The organism is Cupriavidus sp. GW823-FHT07A04, assembly GCF_058794615.1.
Genome location: NZ_JBXAHA010000038.1, coordinates 1 through 21,265, shown reverse-complemented (window position 1 = coordinate 21,265; position 21,265 = coordinate 1). Strand labels below are relative to the sequence as shown.

At 67.0% G+C, this 21,265-nt stretch carries 17 protein-coding genes; 3 read left to right on the top strand and 14 right to left on the bottom strand.

Annotated features, from left to right (window positions below; all coding sequences use genetic code 11):
* The first annotated feature begins 168 nt into the window (after window positions 1-168).
* Window positions 169-2,496 carry a patatin-like phospholipase family protein gene (locus tag AC1Q7Q_RS39265; protein ID WP_492375735.1) on the top strand — a complete coding sequence of 776 codons (2,328 nt, stop codon included), beginning with the start codon at window positions 169-171 and terminating at the stop codon, window positions 2,494-2,496.
* Here AC1Q7Q_RS39265 and AC1Q7Q_RS39260 read toward each other — a convergent pair.
* Together AC1Q7Q_RS39260 and AC1Q7Q_RS39255 are read right to left on the bottom strand one after the other, a co-directional pair.
* The gene (locus tag AC1Q7Q_RS39260; RefSeq protein WP_492375727.1) at window positions 2,493-3,728 is read right to left on the bottom strand and encodes an alpha/beta fold hydrolase; all 1,236 of its coding nucleotides are present in this window, start codon (window positions 3,726-3,728) and stop codon (window positions 2,493-2,495) included. The genes AC1Q7Q_RS39265 and AC1Q7Q_RS39260 overlap by 4 nt on opposite strands.
* Window positions 3,725-5,038 carry an MASE1 domain-containing protein gene (locus AC1Q7Q_RS39255; RefSeq protein WP_492375726.1) on the bottom strand — a complete coding sequence of 438 codons (1,314 nt, stop codon included), beginning with the start codon at window positions 5,036-5,038 and terminating at the stop codon, window positions 3,725-3,727. Before AC1Q7Q_RS39255 ends, AC1Q7Q_RS39260 begins: the two co-directional genes overlap by 4 nt.
* Window positions 5,039-5,314: 276 nt before the next feature.
* Between AC1Q7Q_RS39255 and AC1Q7Q_RS39250 the strand changes: the two genes are divergently transcribed.
* A complete protein-coding gene (locus tag AC1Q7Q_RS39250; RefSeq protein ID WP_492375725.1) occupies window positions 5,315-6,316 on the top strand; it encodes a Bug family tripartite tricarboxylate transporter substrate binding protein in 1,002 nt (333 codons plus the stop codon).
* A 52-nt stretch (window positions 6,317-6,368) separates the two neighbouring features.
* Here AC1Q7Q_RS39250 and AC1Q7Q_RS39245 read toward each other — a convergent pair whose 3' ends face one another.
* The 3 genes from AC1Q7Q_RS39245 to AC1Q7Q_RS39235 form a co-directional block, all read right to left on the bottom strand.
* On the bottom strand, window positions 6,369-6,761 hold the full coding sequence (locus tag AC1Q7Q_RS39245; protein ID WP_492375724.1) for a type II toxin-antitoxin system VapC family toxin: 393 nt from the start codon (window positions 6,759-6,761) through the stop codon (window positions 6,369-6,371).
* A complete protein-coding gene (locus tag AC1Q7Q_RS39240; RefSeq protein WP_492375723.1) occupies window positions 6,758-7,030 on the bottom strand; it encodes a type II toxin-antitoxin system Phd/YefM family antitoxin in 273 nt (90 codons plus the stop codon). The genes AC1Q7Q_RS39245 and AC1Q7Q_RS39240 overlap by 4 nt, the downstream gene beginning before the upstream one ends.
* 95 nt (window positions 7,031-7,125) lie before the next feature.
* Window positions 7,126-8,526: a CoA transferase gene (locus AC1Q7Q_RS39235; protein WP_492375722.1), complete on the bottom strand. Its 1,401-nt coding sequence runs from the start codon at window positions 8,524-8,526 to the stop codon at window positions 7,126-7,128.
* 133 nt (window positions 8,527-8,659) lie between these two features.
* Between AC1Q7Q_RS39235 and AC1Q7Q_RS39230 the strand changes: the two genes are divergently transcribed.
* The gene (locus AC1Q7Q_RS39230) at window positions 8,660-9,838 is read left to right on the top strand and encodes a citrate synthase family protein (protein ID WP_492375721.1); all 1,179 of its coding nucleotides are present in this window, start codon (window positions 8,660-8,662) and stop codon (window positions 9,836-9,838) included.
* Between the two features lie 118 nt (window positions 9,839-9,956).
* Here the strand turns inward: AC1Q7Q_RS39230 and AC1Q7Q_RS39225 are convergent, their stop codons facing one another.
* From AC1Q7Q_RS39225 to AC1Q7Q_RS39185, 9 genes are all read right to left on the bottom strand, one after another.
* Window positions 9,957-11,405, bottom strand: coding sequence for an amidohydrolase family protein (locus tag AC1Q7Q_RS39225; RefSeq protein WP_492375720.1), 1,449 nt, complete (start codon window positions 11,403-11,405; stop codon window positions 9,957-9,959).
* Entirely contained in the window at window positions 11,402-12,196 is a 795-nt protein-coding gene (locus tag AC1Q7Q_RS39220) for an ABC transporter permease (protein WP_416051465.1), read from the bottom strand. Before AC1Q7Q_RS39220 ends, AC1Q7Q_RS39225 begins: the two co-directional genes overlap by 4 nt.
* Before the next feature lie 42 nt (window positions 12,197-12,238).
* Complete coding sequence (locus AC1Q7Q_RS39215) at window positions 12,239-13,165, bottom strand: ABC transporter ATP-binding protein (RefSeq protein ID WP_492375719.1); 927 nt, start codon at window positions 13,163-13,165, stop codon at window positions 12,239-12,241.
* 45 nt (window positions 13,166-13,210) lie between these two features.
* Entirely contained in the window at window positions 13,211-14,248 is a 1,038-nt protein-coding gene (locus AC1Q7Q_RS39210) for an aromatic ring-hydroxylating dioxygenase subunit alpha (protein WP_492375718.1), read from the bottom strand.
* A gap of 49 nt (window positions 14,249-14,297) precedes the next feature.
* Complete coding sequence (locus tag AC1Q7Q_RS39205) at window positions 14,298-15,293, bottom strand: ABC transporter substrate-binding protein (protein ID WP_492375717.1); 996 nt, start codon at window positions 15,291-15,293, stop codon at window positions 14,298-14,300.
* Between the two features lie 468 nt (window positions 15,294-15,761).
* The gene (locus tag AC1Q7Q_RS39200) at window positions 15,762-16,193 is read right to left on the bottom strand and encodes a hypothetical protein (RefSeq protein ID WP_492375716.1); all 432 of its coding nucleotides are present in this window, start codon (window positions 16,191-16,193) and stop codon (window positions 15,762-15,764) included.
* An 82-nt stretch (window positions 16,194-16,275) separates the two neighbouring features.
* Window positions 16,276-17,619: an MFS transporter gene (locus AC1Q7Q_RS39195; RefSeq protein WP_492375715.1), complete on the bottom strand. Its 1,344-nt coding sequence runs from the start codon at window positions 17,617-17,619 to the stop codon at window positions 16,276-16,278.
* Window positions 17,620-17,681: 62 nt separating this feature from the next.
* Window positions 17,682-19,205, bottom strand: a complete 1,524-nt coding sequence (locus tag AC1Q7Q_RS39190; protein WP_492375714.1) for an amidase — start codon at window positions 19,203-19,205, stop codon at window positions 17,682-17,684.
* A 287-nt stretch (window positions 19,206-19,492) separates the two neighbouring features.
* On the bottom strand, window positions 19,493-21,091 hold the full coding sequence (locus AC1Q7Q_RS39185) for a 3'-5' exonuclease family protein (protein ID WP_492375713.1): 1,599 nt from the start codon (window positions 21,089-21,091) through the stop codon (window positions 19,493-19,495).
* Window positions 21,092-21,265 lie beyond the last annotated feature (174 nt).

Below are 21,265 nucleotides of genomic sequence, written 5' to 3'. Positions count from 1 at the left end.
GGACGGGCAATTGCCCTATCGTGACGACCTTCCCCGCCAACTCTGCGCGGCGATTTCACCGTCTTGTCCCGTCTTGCCGCGGATTGTCCAGGTTTGTCCATGTCCCGCTCTCTATCATGCATCGCGCGCCGCTTGCGCACGCTGGTGTCCGGTTGTCAGGTGCTGCCGATGCTGCTTGCATTGGCGGCGCTAGCCTTGGCGCCGCAGCCCGCCAGGGCCGCGGATCACCCTGCGCAGCCGGCCAGGCAATCCGCCGCCGACGCTGCCACCGACGTTGCCACCGAAGTTGCCGAGGAAGCCGCCCCCCCAGCCGTCCCGGGCAAGCGAGCGCGCGTGTGCCTGGTGCTGTCCGGTGGCGGCGCGCGCGGCTACGCGCATATCGGCGTGATCCGGGCGCTGGAGAAAATGCACGTGCCGATCGACTGCATCGCGGCCACCAGCATGGGTGCCGTGGTGGGTGGCTTATACGCCAGCGGTTTGTCGGCGGGCGAGCTGGAGGCCAAGCTGTCGCATACCAACCTGAGCGATATCGCCTTCGACCGCAACGAACGCGCCGAACTGCCGCAGGCGCAGCGCGAGGATGACCTCCAATATCCAATCGGCATTTCGGCCGGCTACGGTGACGGCAAGATCAAGCTGCCCACCGGCCTGGTACAGGGCAACCGCCTGCTGGCGCTGCTACAGAACCTGACCCCGCATCTGCCGGCCGACGGCGCCTTCGACAAGCTGCCGACGCCGTTTCGCACCATTGCCACTGACCTGGGCACCGGGGCCCCCGTCGTGCTGGACCACGGCTCGCTGCCGCGCGCCATCCGCGCCAGCGTGGCCGTGCCGGGCTTGTTCGCGCCGATCAAGGTGAACGGGCGCGTGCTGGTCGATGGCGGGCTGGTCAGCAACCTGCCGGTGCAGCTTGCACGCGACATGGGTGCCGACGTGATCATCGCCGTCAATATTGCCTCGCCGCTGGATGACCCCGAGAGCCTGGACTCGCCGGCGGCGGTGACGCAGCAGATGGTCACCATCCTGACCAACCAGAACGTGGCCACGCAAAAGGCGCTGCTCAAGCCGGGCGACGTGCTGATCGAGCCCCAGCTGGGTGACTTGTCCTTCACCGACTTCTCGCGCGCCAACGACGGCATCCAGGGCGGCTGGAACGCCGTGCTGGCGGCCGAGCCCAAGCTCGCGTCGCTGACGCTGCCGGCGGACGCCTGGCAAAGCTACCTGGCGGCGCGCAAGGGCAGCCAGGCGGTGGCGGGCCCGGTGCGCATCGATGCCATCCAGATCCGGTCGCACGGCCGCATTCCGGCCAGCTTCGTGCGCAAGTACCTGGGCGTAAATGAAGGCGACACCTACGACGCGGTCACGCTTAACCGCGAGATGGCGCAGCTCTCCACCTCGGGCGATTTCGAGAGCGTGACGCAGGAGATGGTCACGGAGGACGGGCGCAATGTGCTGAAGGTCGAGGCGCAGCAGAAATCCTGGGGCCCGCAGTTCCTGCTGTTCGGCTTCGGCGTGTCCAACACCTTCAATGGCCAGGGCGGGTTCAACCTGCAACTGGGGCATCGGTATCCGTGGATCACGCCCGGCGGGCTGGAGTGGCGCAATGACATCGTGCTGGGCAGCACCCAGGCCAAGTGGCACACCGAGCTGCGCCAGCCGGTATTCGACCGGCTTGGCTTCTATGTCGCGCCCTATGTGGAATACGGGCGCAAGCGCGTCGATCTCTATGGCGACACCGCGCCCAACCGCAATACCGACCCGATCACCGCCTTTCGGATCGACACGGCCGTCGCGGGCCTGGACCTGGGTGTGCCGCTGGGCCGGCTGGGCGAGTTCCGGGCGGGCGTGAACTACCAGCAGGTCAACTACTCGGCCGTCTATAACCTGCCCATCGGTACCGGCCGGCTATTCTCCCAGGCCCGTGTGCGCCAGCCCACCATGCGTGCCCAGCTCACCATCGACCAGCTCGACGATCCGCTCTTCCCGCGCACCGGCTACTATCTGCTGGCGACCAACGAGCTGGCCTTCGGTGGCACCGACAATCGCTTCAACGATGCCCACGCCAAGGCGCTCTGGGCCACCAGCTACGGCCGCCACACGCTGAACCTGGCGGCGGAGGCCGCGGCCACCTATGGCGATCACCGCAGCGACAACAGCGTCAGCGGCGGGCTTGGCTTCACGCTGGGCGGCTTCCAGCATCTTTCCGCTTACGCGCAGGACCAGTTCTCCGGCAACTACCTGCTGTACGGGCGCATGACATACCTGAACGACCTGCGCGAGTTCATCCTGCCCGGGCTGCGCACCACCGTGGTGGGCGCCAGCCTGGAGGCTGGCGACGTCTGGCTGCGGCGCAAGAACTTCGGCAACGGGCCGTTCAAGACCAGCGCCAGCTTGTTCATCGGCGGCAACAGCGCCATTGGCCCGCTGTACTTCGGCTTTGCCGCAGCGCCGAACGGGGTGTGGAACCTGTACCTGCAGCTAGGCCGCGTGTTCTAGCCCGCGGGCGCCGGCAGGGGCTCGGTGGCGCTCACCGCGTTATCAGCGCTGTCGGCCGGCCGGAAGGTCACTGCGGAGATGCGCCCGTTGCGCATGCGCAGGGTTTGCGTGCCCTGGCTGTGCCGGGCCTCGCCATGCATGACGGAGGAGGCCGCGACGTCGATCTGCGCCGTGGCGCCCTCGATGCGCGGCGGTGCGGTGACGGCGATGCGTACCGTCTTGCCGGCGATTGCTTCCAGCTTGGCAAACATGTCGATGACGGCGTCGCGGTCGTCATAGCTTCCCGCCAGCGGATGCTCGCCCTGGTGGCGCCAGCGCACGCCGGGCTCCAGCAGCGGGAACAGCGCTTCGAACTGTCCGCTGGTGAGGGCTTGCAGGTATTCGTTCACCACGGTGGCGACGGCTTCCTCGGTCATCGGCACCTCCACCCTGGCCCGCGCCGGGCGGCGCGCCTGCGCGGGGTCGAAGCCGAGGAACTCGAGCACGTTGCTGACCACCTGCTCGCGGTCGTTGTCCACGCAGATCATGTGATAGCTGTTTTCCACCACCACCTTGCGCACGTCGGGGACCGTGGCTTCCAGGAAGTCGGCCGAACGCAGGCTGGTCAACTCGTCCTCGCGCGCGTTCACCACCAGCGTGGGGCAGGCGATGCGGTGGGCGCCGTTGAGCACCCAGCCGCGCAGCCGGTCCACCTGGCGGATGCAGGCCAGCGGCACCCAGCGGTAGTGGAAGTTGTCGCCGCGTTCGAACTTGGCTTTGACGATGGCGCGCACCAGGTCATTCTTGATGCCGAATGGCTCGTCTTCCTCCACCCGCATGCGCGCTGGCAGCGTGGGGATGTGATAGACCAGGTGCCGCAGCGCGCGGTACCAGGGCGTGGACCAGCCGTCGATGTAGACCGGGGCCGCCAGCGCGATCAGCCGGCCCTTGGTGTGCTGGCGGCGCTCGGCCAGCGCCAGGGCCAGAAGCCCGCCCAGGCACATGCCCATGATGTGAAAGGTTTCGTACTGCCCGGCCAGCTCATCGTATGCCTGCGTGACGGTGTCGAGCCATTGCTCGGCCCGCACGGGCACCAGGTCCTCGGGCGTGCCTGCGTGTCCTGGCAGCGTCACCGCGTGGGTCTCCACCCCGGCGCGCCGCAGGGCCTTGTGCATCGGGCCGAGGTCGAACTGCGTGCCGCCCAAGCCATGGATGAGCAGGGCCCCCGTGCCGCTGCCCTTGAGAGCCGTCATGCTGCGTCGCGCTCCTCGATCACAGCCGCGCCTTGCAGGCGCCATGCGCCGGCAATGACCGCCACGGTCTCGTCGCCGTCCAGCAGCGGGCTGCTCATATCCAGCACCATGGTGCAGTCGCCCGCGGGCAGCATCAGGCGAAAGAGCAGGTCGGTACGGGCTGCGCTACCCCCGTCGCCACCCCCGTCGCCGTCGCTTTCGCGCAGCCAGCGGTCGCGCACCCGGGACCGGTCGTCGGCATGCACGTGCGCCAGTACATTGTCGAGATTGCCGAAGGTATCTTCTCGCACCCCCAGCGAGCGCTCCACGTCGCCGCTCCAGCGCAGCGTGCCACTGCGCGGGTCCAGGCAATAGACCAGCTGGCCGCTGGCCGCGAGCGCCAGCTTGACATCGTTCTGGCGCTGCGCCGACTGCAGGTGCAGTTGCTCGCGGCTGGTGCGCAGCGTGCTGATCAGCAGCGTCAGCAAGGCGGCCACGGCCAGGTATAGCTGGGCCTCCATCAGCGAGCGGCCATGGTGGGCCGCGCTTTCGGCGAACGGGCCATCGCCCTGGCCGGTATTGACCAGCACGAACAGCGCCAGGATCGCCACCGCCACGGAGCCGCCCCGGCCCCCCCACAGCAGCGTCACCACAGCGGCGAAGAACAGGGGGATATAGGTCAGCGCAAACACCACGCCGGCAGGCAGCGGGCCCAGGCTCTTGTTGTCAAAGATAAAGAAGGTGGTCAGCACCAGCGCGGCGAACGCGCCCAGGCCGAACAGGAAATCGCCGCCGCTCATGCCGCCTGAGCGCATGGCGCGAAAGCGCGACCAGCCCGCCAGCACCGGCGTGACGATCAGCACGCCCACCAGGTCGGCCGCGGCCCAGACGCGCGCGGTGCGCCAAAACGGCACGTCCTGCATGATCGTGAACCAGCCCGCGCCCACCGCGGCGCTGGCTGCGCTGCTGACCACCCCGGCGATCAGCAAGCCGCGCACGAAGGCCAGCCCTTCGAGCGAAAAGTGCGTGCGCCTGACCAGCGCCACGCCTACTGCCGCAAAGCCGATCTCGTCGAGCGAGAACAGCATCAGACGCAGCGTGTCGCGTCCCTCCACCCAGCCCAGCAGCATCTGCGCGGCGAAGAACGCCAGCCCTACTGGCAGCCAGCGCGGCATCGGCGTCAGCATGAACGCGGCCACGGTCACGCCGGCCGGCAGCCAGATATAGCCAGTGGCGGAGAACGGGCCGTTCAGCTTGTGCGAGATGTAGCCGGAGCAGAAGTACAGTGCCGCCCACAAAAACAGGACGACGGCTCGGTTGGTTGGTTTCACGTTGGCTTTCCTTGGCTGATGCCCGGGCACGGATGCGAGGCCGGCGCGCAGCGGCCAGCCGTTATCTGAACGCGCCAGGCCGGCAAGCGGCTGACGCAATGGCGCGGCCGGGCAGGGGCATCATAAGCCTGCACAGGGATTTCTAGCATGGCGCCATGTAATAAAATCGTCACAATTAAGGGTGTTCGCGGGTGTCCGGCCACGAGTCCGGCCAGGACTCGCCCCGGCGCACGCCGGCAACGCAAGGCCGCAATATAAACGAGGAGAAAAGACCTGATGGCGAAGTACACATTAAATAACCGATTCCTGCCCGGCTTGCCGGTGCTGCTGGCCTGCGCCACGCTGCCGCTGGCACTGGGCGCAGCCCCAGCCACCGCCGCGTGGCCGGAAAAGCCGATCCGCCTGGTGGTGGGCTTCCCGCCGGGTGGCCCGGTCGACACTCACGCCCGCCTCCTCGCCGAGAAGCTGCAGCCGATCCTGGGGCAGTCAGTGGTGCTGGACTATAAGGCTGGCGCGGCCGGCAACATCGGCTCGGATTCCGTCGCCAAAGCCGCGCCGGACGGCTACACGCTGCTGCTGGCCAATACCGGCCAGATGGCCATCAATGGCGCGCTTTATCCCAAGCTGCCGTACGTGATGCCGCGGGATTTTGCGCCGGTGGCCCGCACCGCGCTGATTCCGCTGGTCATGGTGGTCAATAACAACGTGCCGGCCCGCAACCTCAAGGAATTCATTGGCTATGCGCGCGCCAATCCCGGCAAGCTGAATTTTGCCTCGGGCGGCAACGGCGGCATTTCCCACCTGATGCCGGAGATGTTCAAGCAGGCCAGCGGCACGTTTATCGTCCACATTCCCTACAAGGGCAGCGCCCCGGCTCTGACCGATGTGATGGGCGGCCAGGCGCAGATGATGGCCGACTCGATCCCGCTGTTCACGCAATACATCAAGGCCGGCAAGGTGCGCGCGCTGGCGGTGACATCCAAGCATCGCTCGCCCGCCTTGCCTGACGTGCCGACCATGGAAGAGGCCGGGCTGAAGAACTTCGAGGTGGTCGGCTTCTACGGCATGCTGGCGCCCGCGGGCACGCCCAAGGAGGTGGTGGCCAAGTTGTCTGGCGCGCTGCAGGCCGTGCTGGGCGAGGCCGATACCCGCGCCAAGCTGGAGCAGCAAGGCGCCGAGGCAGCCTGGCAGGGCCCGGAGGCCTTCGGCCAGACCATTGCCGCCGAGCAGAAGCGCTGGGGACAGGTGATCAAGGCTTCGGGCGCGAAGATCGACTAAGCGCGCCCTGACGCATCGGCCGGTGTGGCAAAAGGCCGATGCGCGGCTGGGCTCAGGCGGCGACGATCAGGATCGGGTGGTATTGCGGCAGCCTGGCATCGTCGGTGAGCAGCACCATGGCCTCCTGCAGCGCTTGTGCAACCAGCATGCGATCGAATGGGTCCTTGTGGTTGGCAAAGGCCGGCAGATTGTCCACCGCACCCGCGTGGGCGGCAGTGACGTCGAGGAGTTTGTAGCCGCACAAGCGGAAAACAGCGGCGGCTTGGCCACCGTTGAACATGTCCAGCTTTCCCAACCCTGCCTTGATGGATATCTCCCACACGCTGGCAGCGCTCACATAAATCTCATTGGAAGGCTCCGCGATCATCGACCGGGCTTTGGCCGACAGACGTGGATCGTTCAGGCTCGCCCAGATAGCGATATGCGAGTCGAGCAGCACCTTCACGAGTGGTCACTCTCTGTCCCGTTCTCAAAGAGCGATGCCACGTCTGCATCGAGTGCATTCCATTCTTCCAGGCTGACAGACGGAAACTGGCCGAGCAGCGCAAGCCCGCCGCCGATTCTCCTGGAAACGTCCGGCTCGCCGATGGGCACCAGCTTGGCGGCGGCCTTGCCATTGCGCGCAATGACAATGACATCTTGCGCCCCGCTTTCCAGCGACTCCACTAGCCGTGACAATTGGCTTTTGGCCTCGTGCATGTTGATCGTGAGCATGTGGTCATCCTGACTTAGCTAATTCAGTTGGCTAAGTATAGTCTGGCCGACAAGGCAAGGCAACGCCCCTATCAAGGTCGGCCACAGGCCAGCAGTTAGTTTAGGGACCACTGCGCAAGCGACGCGCCCAGCCTGTCCGCTGGACGGTCCCACACCATTGGCGCACCCTGCACAGTTGCTGGGGACCTGAGCCGTCGCGCAGGTCCCCAGGCAGTCGCTTCAATCGTTTCTGCCAGGTCCGCCGGGGCTTCAGGCGGGAACAGGGATGCTTCGTCTTGCGCGCCCGTCACCAAAAGATGCGCCGTGCGCGCCAGCGAGGCCCGCACCTCGCAGCCGGCGCCGGTCGCCAGGCGCTGCGCCAGCCCGCGGATGGCCGCTGTTGCCATCAGGTAGCCGGTCGCGTGGTCGATGGCCTGCACCGGCAGCGGCTTGGGATGGTCCAGGCCTGCGGCGCGCATGCCCGCATCGGCAATGCCGGTGCTCATCTGGATCAGGCTGTCGAAGCCGCGCCGGCCCTTCCACGGCCCGCTCCAGCCATAGGCATCGAGCGACACATCCACCAGCGCGGGATTGATCTCGCGGCGCCGCCGCGCGTCCAGTCCAAGCCGCGCCAGGGCTTCGGGACGGTAGCCGTGCACCATCACGTCGGCCTGGCTCAGCAACTGCTCCAGCACCTGCCGGTCCGCCGCGCTCTTCAGGTCGAGCCGGGCGCAGCGCTTGCCGAGCACCACTTCCGGCACTGTGCCTGGCTCTTCCCAGCCGGGTGGGTCGATGCGGAGCACATCGGCGCCGAAGCCGGCCAGGAAGCGGGTGGCCACCGGACCCGCCAGGATCCGGGTCAGGTCCAGCACGCGGATGCCGCGCAACGGGCGATCCGGGGTGATGGCCCAGGCTGGCCGAAGCCCAGCAGCGCACGTCGTCCAGTGCATCAGCGGTTCGCTGTTGACGGCGATCCCCTGCGGATGGACTGCCCATTCGGCCTCGGTGCGCATGGCCGCCGAGCAGCCGCCGTTCTCGACGATGGCGGCTTCCAGCGCGCTGGCTTCCCATCCGGATACGGCCCGGGCAACGGCGGCCTTGTCCGCTTGCGCCGCCACGCCAAGCACGGCGAGGGCAGCGTCGCGGTGATGTGGGGCGTTGGTGTGAAGACGGATCCAGCCGTCCTTGGCCCGGTAGTCGCCGGCAACGGGATCCCATTGCGGCGGCAATTCCCAGCCCTGTGGCCGCAGCGAAGTGCCGAACCATAGCGAAGCGAGACGTTGATCTGCCTGGACATGCGGCGCATGCCCGCAGGCCCGGTGGATCAACTCGGCAATGGCCAGGGCGGCTGCGCCGACGGCGGCGGTGGCCAGGGCGGTGACGGGGAAGACCGCGGGCAAGTGACCGGTGCCGGCCACGGCAATGTGCTCGAGCCACGCGGCGTCCCCGTGCACGCTGCGCCAGATCTCACCAAGGAAAGGGGTGACGGCTGTCGTGGGACTCGTGGCTGAAAGCATGGATTCTCCGGGGCCGGGCATGGTGCGTTCTCCGTTGGGGTGGGTCGGGAATTCGTGCTTTGCAGCATAGGCTCCTTGTTTTAATAGTCAATATTGATTAACTTAATCAACCTATTGATCGATTTCGTCGCCCGTGCCCCGCTACCTGACTTCCTCCGAAGCCGCCGCCCAGCTTGGCGTGTCCCGCCAGACGCTCTATGCCTATGTCAGCCGTGGCTTGCTGCACGCGCACGATAGCGAAACCCACCGCGAAAGCCGCTATCTCGCCGACGACGTTGCGCGCCTGGCTGGCCAGCGCACGCGCGGCCGCAAGCCTCGCGAGGTGGCCAAGGCCACGCTGAGCTGGGGTCTGCCGGTGCTGGAATCGGGGATCACCTTGATTGAGGACGGGCGGCTCTACTACCGGGGCATGGATGCCGTTGCGTTGGCCGCGTCGGACACCGTGGAAGCGGTGGCCGCATTGCTGTGGCAGTGCCCCCAGGACGCGGCGTTTGGCGCAGCGCCGCTTGCGCCGGCGCACCTCGCGGCAATGCAGGCGGCCTTCTCCGGGCGCCGCAGCGAGGCGGCGCTGCTGCCGCTGTTTACCATCGCCAGCGAAGACGACCCCACGGCGCAGTGGCAAAGGTCACCGCAACGCCTTGCCGAAGGCTGCGGCGTGCTGGTGCGTCTGCTGGCGGCCTGCCTGCTGCACACGGCGCCCGCCAGCGCGCCGGTCCATCGACAATGCGCCAGCGCCTGGCAGGTGGGCGAAGAAGGCGCGGACCTGATCCGCATGGCGCTGGTGCTCTGCGCGGACCATGAGCTGAACGCGTCGAGCTTCACGGCCCGCTGCGTGGCGTCCACCGGCGCCAGCCTGCGCGCATCCGTGGTCGCGGGCCTGGCCGCGCTGACCGGTGGGCTGCATGGCGGGACCACCGCCCGCGTGGAGGCTCTCTGGGACGAGCTCGGCGAGGCGCCGCCCGCATCGAAGCTGCGCGAGCGGCTTGCCCGCGGCGAGAACCTGCCGGGGTTTGGCCATCATCTCTACCCCGCCGGCGACATCCGCGCCGCCGGCCTGCTGGCGCGGATACTCCCGCATCACCCGCAATGGCAAGCGATCATCGACGACGCTTTCGCGCTGCTGGGGCAGCGGCCATCGATCGATTTTGCACTGGTGGCGCTGCGCCGGCATCTGCGGCTGCCGCCCGGCGCGGCCTTCGGCATGTTCGCGCTTGGCCGCTCCATCGGCTGGATCGCGCACGCGCTGGAGCAGCGTGCCGATGCCGAGCTGATCCGCCCGCGTGCCGCGTACGTCGGCCCGCGCCCCGGCTAGCCTGGATCAAGCCTCAGTTTCGGCGAACCGCAGGCCGATCAGCCCCACGAGCGCCAGGCTCAAGAAAAAATCCGCTGCCGGTTCGCGCCTTCCTGCATCAACGACGTGGCGCCGCGGGCTATGCGGCGCGCTGCTGCAAGCGCAGCACTGCGTCGCGCGCGGCAGCGCCAAGCTCGCCAAGGTCCAGCCCCGGAATCGCATCATGCTCCACCACCACGCGGCCAGCCACCAGCAGCGCGCGCAGAGCCGGCCGCCCACCGCTGGCCACGGGGGCGATGGCCGGATCGTGCAGGCCAAAGCAGCGCGGGTCGTCGAGCCGGTAGATGGCGAGGTCGGCCGCCTTGCCCGGCTGCAACGTGCCCACCGCATCCAGGCCAAGCACCGCCGCGCCGCCCGCCGTGCCCCAGCGCACGACGTCTTCCACACGCGCGGCGTCGGCGCCGCCCTCATGGTCGCCACCCTCGGCGCGTGGGCGGGCGCCATGGCCTCGCCGCGCGCGCTGCAGCAGCCACGCCGCATGCGTTTCGGAAATCATGTCGGCCGCTTCGTTGGAGGCGGCGCCGTCCACCCCGATCGACACCGGCACGCCAGCGGCTTCCAGCGCCGGGATGTTCGCAATGCCGCTGCCCAGCCTGCCGTTGCTCTGCGGGCAGTGCGCGATACCTGTGCCGGTTGCGCCGAGCTGGCGGATTTCGTCCGTGCCCAGTTTTACCAGATGGGCGAACCAAACGTCGCGGCCCAGCCACTCGTGCTCGCCGCAGAAGGCCACGGGTGTCGTCTGGTATTTGTCTCGCGCGGCGTTCTGGTATTCCACGGTCTCCGACAAATGGCTGTGCAGCCGGATGCCAAGCCGGCGCGCGGTGCGCGCGCAGGTGCGCAACTCCTCGGGCGACATGGAGTAGAGCGGCGTGGTGGGCGCCATCACCACGCGGCGCATCGCATCCGGCGCGGGCTGGTGGTAGCGCGCAGTGAGCCGTTCGCAATCACTCAGGAACTGGTCGAGCGTTTCGGGGCGCAACGCCTGCGGCAGTTCGCTCTCCAGCTGGCGCGTGCGGGTGGCGCCGCCGCGGCACAGCACAAAGCGCAGCCCCAGCGCCTCGGCTTCCTCGAACAGGATGGCCGAGCTGTCGTAGGGCATGCCGGGATAGTAGAGATAGTTGTGGTCAGCCACCGTGCCGCAGCCGCTGCGCACCAGTTCGATCAGGCCGATGCGGGCGGCAAGCCGGAAGGTGCTTTCGTCAAAGGCGGCGCGGAAGCGGTAAGGCGTCGCTCCAAGCCACGGCGTGAGCGTCAGGTTCAGCCCCGGCGGATCGCCCTTGAGCAGTGACTGGAACAGGTGATGATGGGTGTTGACCCAGGCCGGGTAGACCACGCAGTCGGTGGCATCGATGACTTGTTCGCCGGGGCGCGGCGCCAGCTTGCCGATGGCCTCGATGGTGCCGCCGGCCACGCGCAGGTCCGGGCCGGCATGGCGTTCGCCTTCACCCTCGCCCCCACCCTTATCGTTACCAGGAAGGCCGGTCAGGATGGCGGTGGCATTGCGGATCAGGATGGTGTTGGTCGTCATGCCAGCTCGCTTTCGTGCCAATGGGACAGTGCCATGCGTGATACCACCACCATGGCGCCGAACAATGCGACGCCGGTCAGCGTGATCAGGAACAGCGCGGCGAACAGGCGCGGGATATTGAGGGCGAAGCCCGCCTGCAGGATCTGGTAAGCCAGCCCCGCGCCCGTGCCGCCGGTGCCCGCCACGAATTCCGCTACCACCGCGCCGATCAGCGCGAGGCCGCAAGATATCCGCAGGCCACCGAAAAAATACGGCAGCGCGCTGGGAATGCGCAGGCGGCGCAAGGTATCCCAGCGGCTCGCGCGGTTGATGCGGAACAGGTTGAGCAAGCCGGGGTTGACGCTGCGCAGGCCCAGCACCGTGTTGGAGATGATCGGGAACACGGCCACCATGGTGGCGCAGATCACTAGCGCCAGCGTCGGCTGCTTGACCCAGATGATGATCAGCGGCGCGATCGCTACCACCGGCGTGACCTGCAGCAGGATCGCGTAGGGAAACAGGCTGGCTTCGATCAGGCGGCTCTGCACGAAGATGAACGCCGCGGCGGTGCCAACTACCACGGCCAGCGCAAAGGCCAGCATGGTGATGCGCAGCGTCACCCATAGCGAGCCGCATAGCAGGCTCCAGTCTTCCACCAGCGCATGGCCGATGGCGGTGGGCGTGGGCACCAGGTACGCGGGCACGGCGAGCACAGTGCATGTCGCCTGCCAGGCGAGCAACAGCAGCACGCCGACGGCAAGCGGGGCGGCCACGCGCTGTACGGCGGGGCGCGACAGTAGCGGGGGATTCATGGGGGCTCCTTGTTGTTTGTGGGATCGATGCTGCTGCCGGGCTCAGTGCTCGTTGGGGTCGACGCCGGTGTTGGCCTGCGCGAGCAGCGCCGACAACTGCGCGCAGTACTGCATGAAGGCGGGCGAAACACGGAAGGCCTCATCGCGGACTTCGGGGCCCTCGATGGCCACGTCGGCAATTACGCGGCCCGGCCGCGCCGCCATTACCACCACGCGGCTCGACAGGTAGACCGCCTCATAGATGCTGTGGGTGACGAAGACCACTGTCAGGCCGCGCTCGGCCCAGAGCGCGCGCAGGTCGGCGTCGAGCTTGTTGCGGGTGAACTCGTCGAGCGCGCCGAAGGGCTCGTCCATCAGCAGCAGGTCCGGGTTGGTCGCCAGCGCCCGCGCGATCGACACGCGCATCTGCATGCCACCCGACAGCTCACGCGGATAGACCGCGGCGAAGCGGCCCAGCCCCACCAGCGCCAGCGCGCGCCGCACGCGTTCGTCGGCGTCGGCGCGCGGCATGCGGGCGAGGTCCAGCGGCAGCCGCACGTTGTCGGCCACGCGTGCCCACGGCATCAGCGTGGCCTCCTGGAACACCATCGCCAGCGTGCGGCCTGCGCTGTTGGTGGCGCCGTTCGTTCCGGCGTTCGTTCCGCTCGGAAGGGCGGGGTTGCCCCACCAGCGCATATGGCCCGCCGACGGCGCCTCCAATCCGGCAAACAGCTTGAGCAAGGTGCTCTTGCCGCAGCCGGACGGCCCCAGCAGCGAGACGAACTCGCCGGGCTTGATCGCCAGCTTGACGCGCTCCAGCGCCACGGTGCCGTTGGGATAGGTCTTCTCGATCTGGTTGGCGAACAGCAGTGGCGCGTCGGCATCGCGCCGGCTGGTGCCAGCGGGCTCGCCGCCGGCGTTGGGCGCAAGGCCGCCGGGGCTCGGGGCTGCAGCGCGGGCTTGCGTGGCACTGCGAAAGAGGACGCTCATGGCTGTCTCCGTATGGAATGGTTCGGGGACTATCCGAAGTCCGGCCTAAGCGCGAACCACGGGAATGCGGAAGGTCTCCTTCTCGCCATGCCGGGTGAACAGTTCCATCAGCATCTTGCGCATCAGCAAGCCGGGTTTGTCGGATTCCATATGGAATTCAGCGCGGCGGCGCGTGTCCACGCAGGCGTCGTAGTCGGTGGCTTCCAGGATGTCGCGGTCCTCGGCGACGATGGGCGCGTCCCAGTCGATCAGCTCCTGGGTCGAGCAGTCTTCCTCGCTGTCATTGCGGTACAGCCATTGCGACAGCATCACGCTCTTGTCGTCGATCGGCGTGGCGCAGTTGTAGATGATGTGATGGCGCCCGCTGGCCGGATAGGTGCAGCCGAAGCGGCGCGTGAACGGCAGGTCCCAGCGGTTGAACATATGGCGATGCGTGATCGGCTCGGTGGTGCCGGTAACACGGTGGCCCGCCTCGATATTGCGGATCGGCACCAGCGTCTCCGCCTCGAAGCCCCACTCGCGCTGCTGCAGCTCGTACTTCTGCGGCTTGGGCTGCTCGGACAAACCAAAGTTGGCGCGGTGCACGAAGCTGAAGTGCGAGTTGTCGAAGGCGTTCTCCATCACGCGCAGCGAGCTGGTGTTCCACTTCTCGTAGAACTGGAAGATGCGGCGGTAGGTGGGGTCGCCATCCTCAGGGAAATCGGGGATGGGCTGCAGCGGATCGTCCAGCGCCACCCACACGTAGCCGTATTTCTCTTGCACGTGATAGGCCTGCACCTTCGCGCCAGAAGGAATGGCGTTGTCCGGCGCCTGCGGAATCCGCACGCAGCTGCCCGAGCAGTTGTATTCCCAGCCGTGGTAGCCGCAAACGATGTCGCCGCGCTCGTTGACCCAGCCCTTGGACAGGCGTGCGGTGCGGTGGCAGCAGCGGTCCTGCAGCGCCGCGGGCTTGCCGTCGATGCCTTTCCAAAGCACCAGGTTCTCCCCCAGCAGGGTAAAGGGCTTGGGGCCGTCGTCGAGCATCGAGATCGGCATCAGGGCATACCAGAAACGGCGCAATACGGGCTGTTGGGTGACCAGCATGTCAAATATCCTTGTATGGGGTTGAGCTTGAACGGTGAAGCTGCGCGCTTCAGGGCATGACCTTCAGGTCTTTCACGAACTGCGTGGTGTAGGCTTGTTTCCAGTCGGTATCGGCCTTGAGCAGCCCGGCCCCCACCATGAAGTCGCGCGTCTTCTGCCAGCGTGCATCGGTCATCACGCCGATGCCGTAGCGGGCCGCATCGCCACCGCCGACCATGTGGTACTCCTTGAGTTTGTCCACGCCCCAGGCGAGCTGGTCGTCCTTCATGTTGGGGTTTTCCTGCTTGATCAGCGCATTGGCCGGGGCGGGGTCCGCCAGGTAGCTCTTCCAGCCTTCCATGCTCGCCTTGACGAAGCGCGCGACCACGTCCGGCTTCTCCTTGACCATCTTTTGCATGGCGACGATGGTGGTGCCGTAGGGCGGATAGCCATCGTCGGCGAACAGGAAGAAGCGCGTCTTGGCACCGGCCTTGCTGGCCGAGAACACTTCGGAAGAGGCATACGCCTGCTGGGCCGATTGCGGATCGGCAAAGAAGGGCTGCAGGTTGAAGGTGTAGACGCGCGACTGCGATTCCTCCAGCTTGTACTTGCCCTTGAGCCACGGCCACCAGGTGGTGCGTCCCGAGGTGGAGACCAGCACCGTGCGGCTCTTCAGGTCGGCCAGGCTCTTGACGTCCTCGTGGGTCATCATGCCTTGCAGGTCGGTCTGGAAGGAGGTTGCCACGGTGGTCACCGGCACGCCTTGCTCCACGCTCTTGAGCACCTGCAGGTCATAGCCCATCAGGAAATCGGCCTGGCCGCTGGTGAGGATCTGCATGCCATTGACCTGCGGGCCGCCCATGCGCACGGTGACATCGAGGTCGTACTTCTTGTAGATGCCTTTCGCTACCGCCTGATAAAAGCCGCCATGCTCCGCCTGGGCATACCAGGAGGTGAGGAACGTCACCTTATCGGCAGCTAGCGCGGGGGCGGGGATGGCGGCGAGCGTCAGCGCGGCGCAGGCGCCGGTAATCAACAGGCGGCGCAATGGGGAAGGCGTCTTCATGGGGGCTCCTGTGCGGATGTTTGCGGGGGAAACCAGGATGGGCACGGCGACAGGCGGGCGACGACGCGGGACGCAAGCGGCGCCATGGCCGGCAGATGTGTCCGCGAAATGGAATAAGGGCGTGAAGATGGGGGACATCGTGGGCGCTCTCTTTTCTCTCGTGCCCGGCCTGGTGGCCGGATCCAAACGCCCGGATGCCTCGCGATGCGAGTCAGCCAGGCGTGCGACCGGATGGTCGCGAGAGCAATGTCCCGCGCCGGCATGCGCCTGCCCACTGGGGGAGGCGCATCGGCGCTAACCGCTTCTACTCGATAGTTTGTTCAGCAAGAGGTGTGCCAACGGCAGCGGTGAACGCCGCGCCCCAAATGCGCCGGATCGTGGCAAGCCCCTGAGTGGCACTGGTGCATGATCCCCTGCTTCGACGCGCGATGTGCACCAATTCGGTGAGTGGCGCGGTGGCCGGTGCGATCAGGGGCTGGTGCTGGTCCTGACCAGCCCGCTGCAGCGGCCTAGCGCGGTGGTGACACAGCACGCGTTGCCGGACCAGTCGCCACCGATCACCAGGCCAGTGGGACCAGCGATCAGGCGGCGATGGCACAGGCCGGGCACCAGCAGGGGCTCCGGTGACGTGGGCGCGCGCGCATCGCGCGGGCCGCCGCCCGGCGCACGCGCTGGTGGCACCTCCTCGGTCCACAAGTAGGCGGTGCCGCCCGGCACGGCCTGCACGGATTGCGGCGGGCCCCACTGTGCCTTGGCTTGTTCGATCGGGGCGGCTTGCCACGAATCCAGGATGCGCTGCATGGCGGATTGCTCGACGCTTGCGCAGCCGCCCAGGGCGATGGCGGCGAGTGGGGTCAACCAAAGGCGAGGGGAGATGGAGAGACGGCGAACGACAGACATGGCGACTCCAGGGGGAGCAGGCATGCTCCCTCCGTGCAGCCTAGCCTAGCCGCCGGCCTCGCCGCAAGCGGCCGCAGGCGCCTTATGCGGGCTTGCCCACAGTCGGCGCCAGCACGGCCTTGTTGGCATCCCGGGACAGCTCGTGCGCGCCGTCGTCATCGCCGCCGGCCTGGCCCAGGTCCATGCCCTTGGTTTCCGGCAGCAGCAAGGCGGCGCCCATCACCATCATGTAGCCGACGCCGGCCACGATGGCGATCGCCAGTGGCAGCGAGGTGCGGCCGGTGCTGAGCCAGCCTACCGTCAGCGGAAAGAGCGAGCCGATCACGCGCCCGACGTTGTACGAGACGCCATAACCCGTGGCGCGGATGTCATTGGGGTAAGACTCCGAGATGGTGGCGCCGATGCCGGCGAAGACGCCCTGCATCAGCACGCCCAGCGGGAAGCCCAGGAACAGCATCGACGTGTTCGATACCGGGATCACCATATAGACCAGCGCCATGACAAAGGCGCCGGCGGCAAAGGCGATATAGGTCAGGCGGCGGCCCCAACGGTCGGTGGCATAGGCGCCGGCCACATAGCCCACCAGCGAGCCAACGATCGTCATCGCCAGATAGGAGCTGGTGCCGAACACCGACAGCCCGCGCTCGGTCTTGAGGAACGTCGGCAGCCAGGTGGCAATCGCATAGTAGGCGCCCAGCATGCCGCCCGACAGCAGGCTGCACAGCACGGTCTTGCCCAGCAGCGGCCTGCGGCCGAGCCGCGCCAGCTGCTGCCAGGCGGTGGGCCCGCTGCCGGCGCCACCGGCGGCGCGTTCGGCCTGGCTCTTGGTGAAAACTTCCGGCTCCTCCAGGTTGCGGCGCAGGTAGATCACCACCAGCGCCGGCAGGATGCCCATGAAGAAGCAGACGCGCCAGGCGGTTTCGGCCGGGAAGATGCTGAAGGTGATGGCGTAGGCAATGGCCGCCGCGCCCCAGCCGAAGGAGTAGCTGCTGGCGGTGAAGCCGGAGTATTTGCCGCGGTGCGCCGGGTTGCGGATCATTTCCGTCACCAGCACCATGCACAGCGAGGATTCGCCGCCGAAGCCCAGGCCCTGGAGCATGCGAAAGGCCAGCAGTTGCTCGGGGGTGTTGGCCAGCCCGCACAGGAAGCAGGCAACGGCGAACACCACGATGGTCCAGCGCAACACGCGCACCCGGCCATAGCGGTCAGCCAGGACGCCCGCACCGATGGCGCCCACCAGTGAGGACACCAAGGTCCAGGTGACAATGGCGCCGGCGGCCGATTTGCTCATGCCCCACTGGGTGAGCAACGTTGAAATCAGGAAGGAATAGATCATGAAGTCGAACACGTCGACCGCATGACCGAGGAACGCGCCGTAAAACCCCTTGCGCTCCATTGTCGATAAATCCTTGAACCAGGTGAACATGATCTCTCCTTCGTGTCTTTGCTTCGGGGGCGGTGCGCTGGTTTTTTTGGCGCCGGTGCGCGTTACACCGGGTCGGACCGGGATTGGGATTGGGACTGAGCCGAGGCCGGCGGTGGCCGGAAGGCAAAACCCGCGGCTTCCAGCAACTGGGCAAAGCGCAATGCGGTCAGGTCCTCGAACCTTCCGGCGACGATCTGCACGCCCACCGGCAGGCCACTGCGGCCCGGGCCGATCGGCGCTACCGTCGAGGGCAGGCCGCACAGGCCGGAGTGCCCGGCCCAGAACAACTGGCTGGTGAGCGGTTGCGCCCGGCCATTGACCTGGAGCATGCGCTGCCACGGCTCGCCGGCTTCATCCAGCACAAAGGCGGTGGTCGCGGCTGCCGGGCACAGCAACACGTCAACCTCGCCAAAAAAGCGCTGCCAAGCCTGCGCGAAGGTGGCCCGGGCTTGCTGCAACTGCAGCCATTGCCGGTGCCGGATGGCGGCGCCGGTGAATTGCAGCGTGGCGTAGCCGTGGTCGTCGGGCGCGGCGCCTGCGGCGCGGGCCAGCACGGCATCGAAGCCAGCGTCATCCATATGGATCGACGTGGTAGCCCGCAGCATCAGCACGTAGGTGTGCCAGAGAGCCGAGGCATCGAAGTCCGGGCGCGCGTTCCAGCGTACCTGGGCGCCTTGTCCCTCCAGCCAGCTGCCGAGCTTTTCGATTTCGTCGCTGACTTCCCCGTCCGCCTCGCACAGCGGATGGCTCGGCAGCACGGCGACGCGGAAGTCGGCAAGCGCGCGCTTGTCGCAGGGCGGCAGCGTCAGGCGATAGGCCTGCGCTTCAATGCCGTCCGGGCCAGCCAGCGCTCGCAGCAGCAGTTCCAGGTCGTGCGCGCTGCGCGCCAGCGGCCCCGCCACGTTGATGTCCTGCTCGCCGTAGCCGTGGCCGATGCCATGGCCGCGCAGCGGCACCAGTCCGTGGCTGCTCTTGTGCGAGAACACGCCGCAGTAGTGCGCCGGGTTGCGCAGCGACGAGCCGATGTCGGAGCCCACGTCAAAGAAGCTCATGCCCGCGCAGACCGCTGCGGCGCTGCCGCCGGACGAACCGCCCGGGGTGCGGCTGAGGTCGCGCGGGTTGCGGGTGGTGCCGTAGATGGCGTTGTAGCTTTGCCAGTCGCGCAGCCCGATCGGCACGTTGGTCTTGCCAAGCAGGACCGCGCCGGCCGCGCGCAGGCGCTCGACCACGGCCGAGTCGCTGGCGGCAATGTTGTGGCGCTGCGCCGGGTTGCCGCACGTGGTGGGCCAGCCTGCCACGTCGAAGGATTCCTTGATGGAGAAGGGAATACCGTCCAGCAAGCCAAGCGGCTCCCCGCGGCGCCGGCGTTGGTCGCTGGCCTCGGCTGCTGCGCGCGCGGCGGTGAAATCCGCCAGGATGAGGGCGTTGATCTCCCGATGCGAGGCGGCATAGGCTGCCTCGCACCAGTTCACCAGGTTCTGCGCGCTGGCGTCGCCTTTGGCCAATAGCGCCGCGGCTTCCCACACTGGCAGGAAGCACGTCTCTGGCGGCTGGGTGTCGGTGCTTGCTGTGTCTTGCCGCGTCACGCATTCGCTCCGTATTGTGGGGGCCGTTGCTATGGCGCCAGGGTTGGGGGTGAATCGGGCTTTTCGTTAGAATCGGTATACTATATTCATTGAATTGCCGAGAGCAAGGCAAATGTTCGAGCGCCCGCAATTCGCCGTGTTCTGGTGCAATGCAGCAGGTTTCGGCACAAACTCGCGGCTCATGGGAAGGGATTGCTAGACGTCGCGCACCTTGGCGGTGCGCGAGTTGTGAGGTATTTGGTATACCGTTTGTGATCTGTGGGCTAGCTGGTCAGCAGTCGCCTCGCCTAGCGGTCGAAGAAAGACAAGGTCTGTTGGTCTGGGCTTGGTGGCTTGCGCCGGTGGGGCGCCGGGGTGGGCGATGCAGTCTGCGGCTGTGCTTTCGACCGGGGCGCGTCCGGTGGTTGCAGCTCGAATCGCCGCACCGCTTCCAGCGGAACGGCAGCGGCGAGCAAGGCCGGCAGCCGTGGCGCCAGGATCTGATAGGTGTCCAGGTCAAAGCGCGCGGGCGAGGACAGCAAGCTTGGCGCCTCCTCCAGCGTGGGTACCGAGCCCAGGTAGCACCAGTCTTCCAGGACATGCCACCACGCCTTGGCGCCGTGCTGCTCGCGCCATGCCACTGCACCCGCGAACGGCCAGGGCTGGATCGCCAGGTTGGCCAATGCGGTGACCGCCCGTTCGCGGTGAGCTGCGAGGGACTCGTCGCCGGTGCACGCGCCCAGGCAGCGGTGCAGTTGACGCGCGAAGCAGGGCAGGCCGCGCCGCGCGGTTTTTTCCAGGGCGAGGGCGACCTGGCAGAGCTGATGGGTTTGGGCCAGTTCTGCCAGCCGGGCCTGGGCGCTGGCCCGGCTGGGAAAGGCGCCATATAGATTAGGGTGCCGGCTGAAATCGGTGTGGCGATCCGAGCGCAGTATCGGCGCGCTCAGCCCGGGGGGCAGTTCCCACGCGTAGAGTCCTGCATTCTGGCGCAGCATCTGGTTGTGCAGCGGCTGCATCGTCTTGATCAGGTGCGCTTCCAGCAGCAGTGCGCCAGCCTCACCGCCAGTCTCGCGCCATTCGACGTGGCGCACCGCGCGCGCCAGCCGCATTTCCAGGGCGGCACGATGATCGCCGGAGAAATGCGCGCCAATGCGTTGGCGCAGGTGGATGCTCTTCCCTATATAGAGAGGCATGTCCTGGTCGCCATAAAAGAGATAGACGCCAGGGGTGTCGGGAACGTCGTCCAGTGCGGTTTCTTCGAGCCCGGCGGGCAGGCTCGCCCGCTTGATCAGCGACTGCACTGCGGATTCGACCAGGTCCATCGTGTAGAGCTCGTGGACCTTCTGCCAGAATTGCCACAACAGTTCGGCATCGGCGAGAGCCCGGTGCCGGCCCTTGGGTTGCAACTCGAACCGGGCGATCAGCGCATCCAGCCCGTGGCGCGCGGCCGAGGGAAACAGCGAGCGCGAGAGCCGTAACGTGCACAGGACATCGGCGCGAAAGGTGACGCCGACACGGCGGAACTCATTCTTGAGGAAGCCATAGTCGAAACGTGCATTGTGCGCCACGAAGAGCTTGCCTTGCAGCCGCTCCGCGAGCGTTTCCGCTAGTGACTCAAAGCTTGGCCGACCGCGCACCATGTCGTCAGTGATTCCGGTCAGTTGCTGGATAAAGGGCGGGATGCCAATGCCCGGGTCTATCAGGGTGTCCCATTCGACAATACCGTCCGGTCCCACTTCCACGACGCCAATCTCGGTAATACGGTCGCGGGTGCCGTCGGCGCCCGTCGTTTCCAGGTCGACAAAGACAATCGGGCGTGAAAGTGCTGCTGCCAGCGCTTGCGCGTCCAGATACCGGGGCATATCCGCCGGCTGGTGCGATGGCTGGTAGATAGGAAGGTCAGGCATCCGTCGATTCTAATAGATAGAGATAGCAACTGCGCGACCCTGCGCCGGGGCATGGAAGCCTGCTTCATCACCGTGTCACAGACCGTTCTGAACAAATTCAAGAAAACGCTTGCCAAGGCCGAGGGGGTCCCCTATGATTCGCCCCCTCGCAACACGAAACACCGCTGCAAAGCA

Coding starts and splice junctions, on each gene's coding strand:
- AC1Q7Q_RS39210 (WP_492375718.1), bottom strand. CDS start 14,248: ATGCTGGTCACCCAACAGCCCGTATTGCGCCGTTTCTGGTATGCCCTG.
- AC1Q7Q_RS39220 (WP_416051465.1), bottom strand. CDS start 12,196: ATGAATCCCCCGCTACTGTCGCGCCCCGCCGTACAGCGCGTGGCCGCC.
- AC1Q7Q_RS39265 (WP_492375735.1), top strand. CDS start 169: ATGCTGCTTGCATTGGCGGCGCTAGCCTTGGCGCCGCAGCCCGCCAGG.
- AC1Q7Q_RS39260 (WP_492375727.1), bottom strand. CDS start 3,728: ATGACGGCTCTCAAGGGCAGCGGCACGGGGGCCCTGCTCATCCATGGC.
- AC1Q7Q_RS39225 (WP_492375720.1), bottom strand. CDS start 11,405: ATGACGACCAACACCATCCTGATCCGCAATGCCACCGCCATCCTGACC.
- AC1Q7Q_RS39250 (WP_492375725.1), top strand. CDS start 5,315: ATGGCGAAGTACACATTAAATAACCGATTCCTGCCCGGCTTGCCGGTG.
- AC1Q7Q_RS39240 (WP_492375723.1), bottom strand. CDS start 7,030: ATGCTCACGATCAACATGCACGAGGCCAAAAGCCAATTGTCACGGCTA.
- AC1Q7Q_RS39235 (WP_492375722.1), bottom strand. CDS start 8,526: ATGCTTTCAGCCACGAGTCCCACGACAGCCGTCACCCCTTTCCTTGGT.
- AC1Q7Q_RS39185 (WP_492375713.1), bottom strand. CDS start 21,091: ATGCCTGACCTTCCTATCTACCAGCCATCGCACCAGCCGGCGGATATG.
- AC1Q7Q_RS39205 (WP_492375717.1), bottom strand. CDS start 15,293: ATGAAGACGCCTTCCCCATTGCGCCGCCTGTTGATTACCGGCGCCTGC.
- AC1Q7Q_RS39195 (WP_492375715.1), bottom strand. CDS start 17,619: ATGTTCACCTGGTTCAAGGATTTATCGACAATGGAGCGCAAGGGGTTT.
- AC1Q7Q_RS39215 (WP_492375719.1), bottom strand. CDS start 13,165: ATGAGCGTCCTCTTTCGCAGTGCCACGCAAGCCCGCGCTGCAGCCCCG.
- AC1Q7Q_RS39200 (WP_492375716.1), bottom strand. CDS start 16,193: ATGTCTGTCGTTCGCCGTCTCTCCATCTCCCCTCGCCTTTGGTTGACC.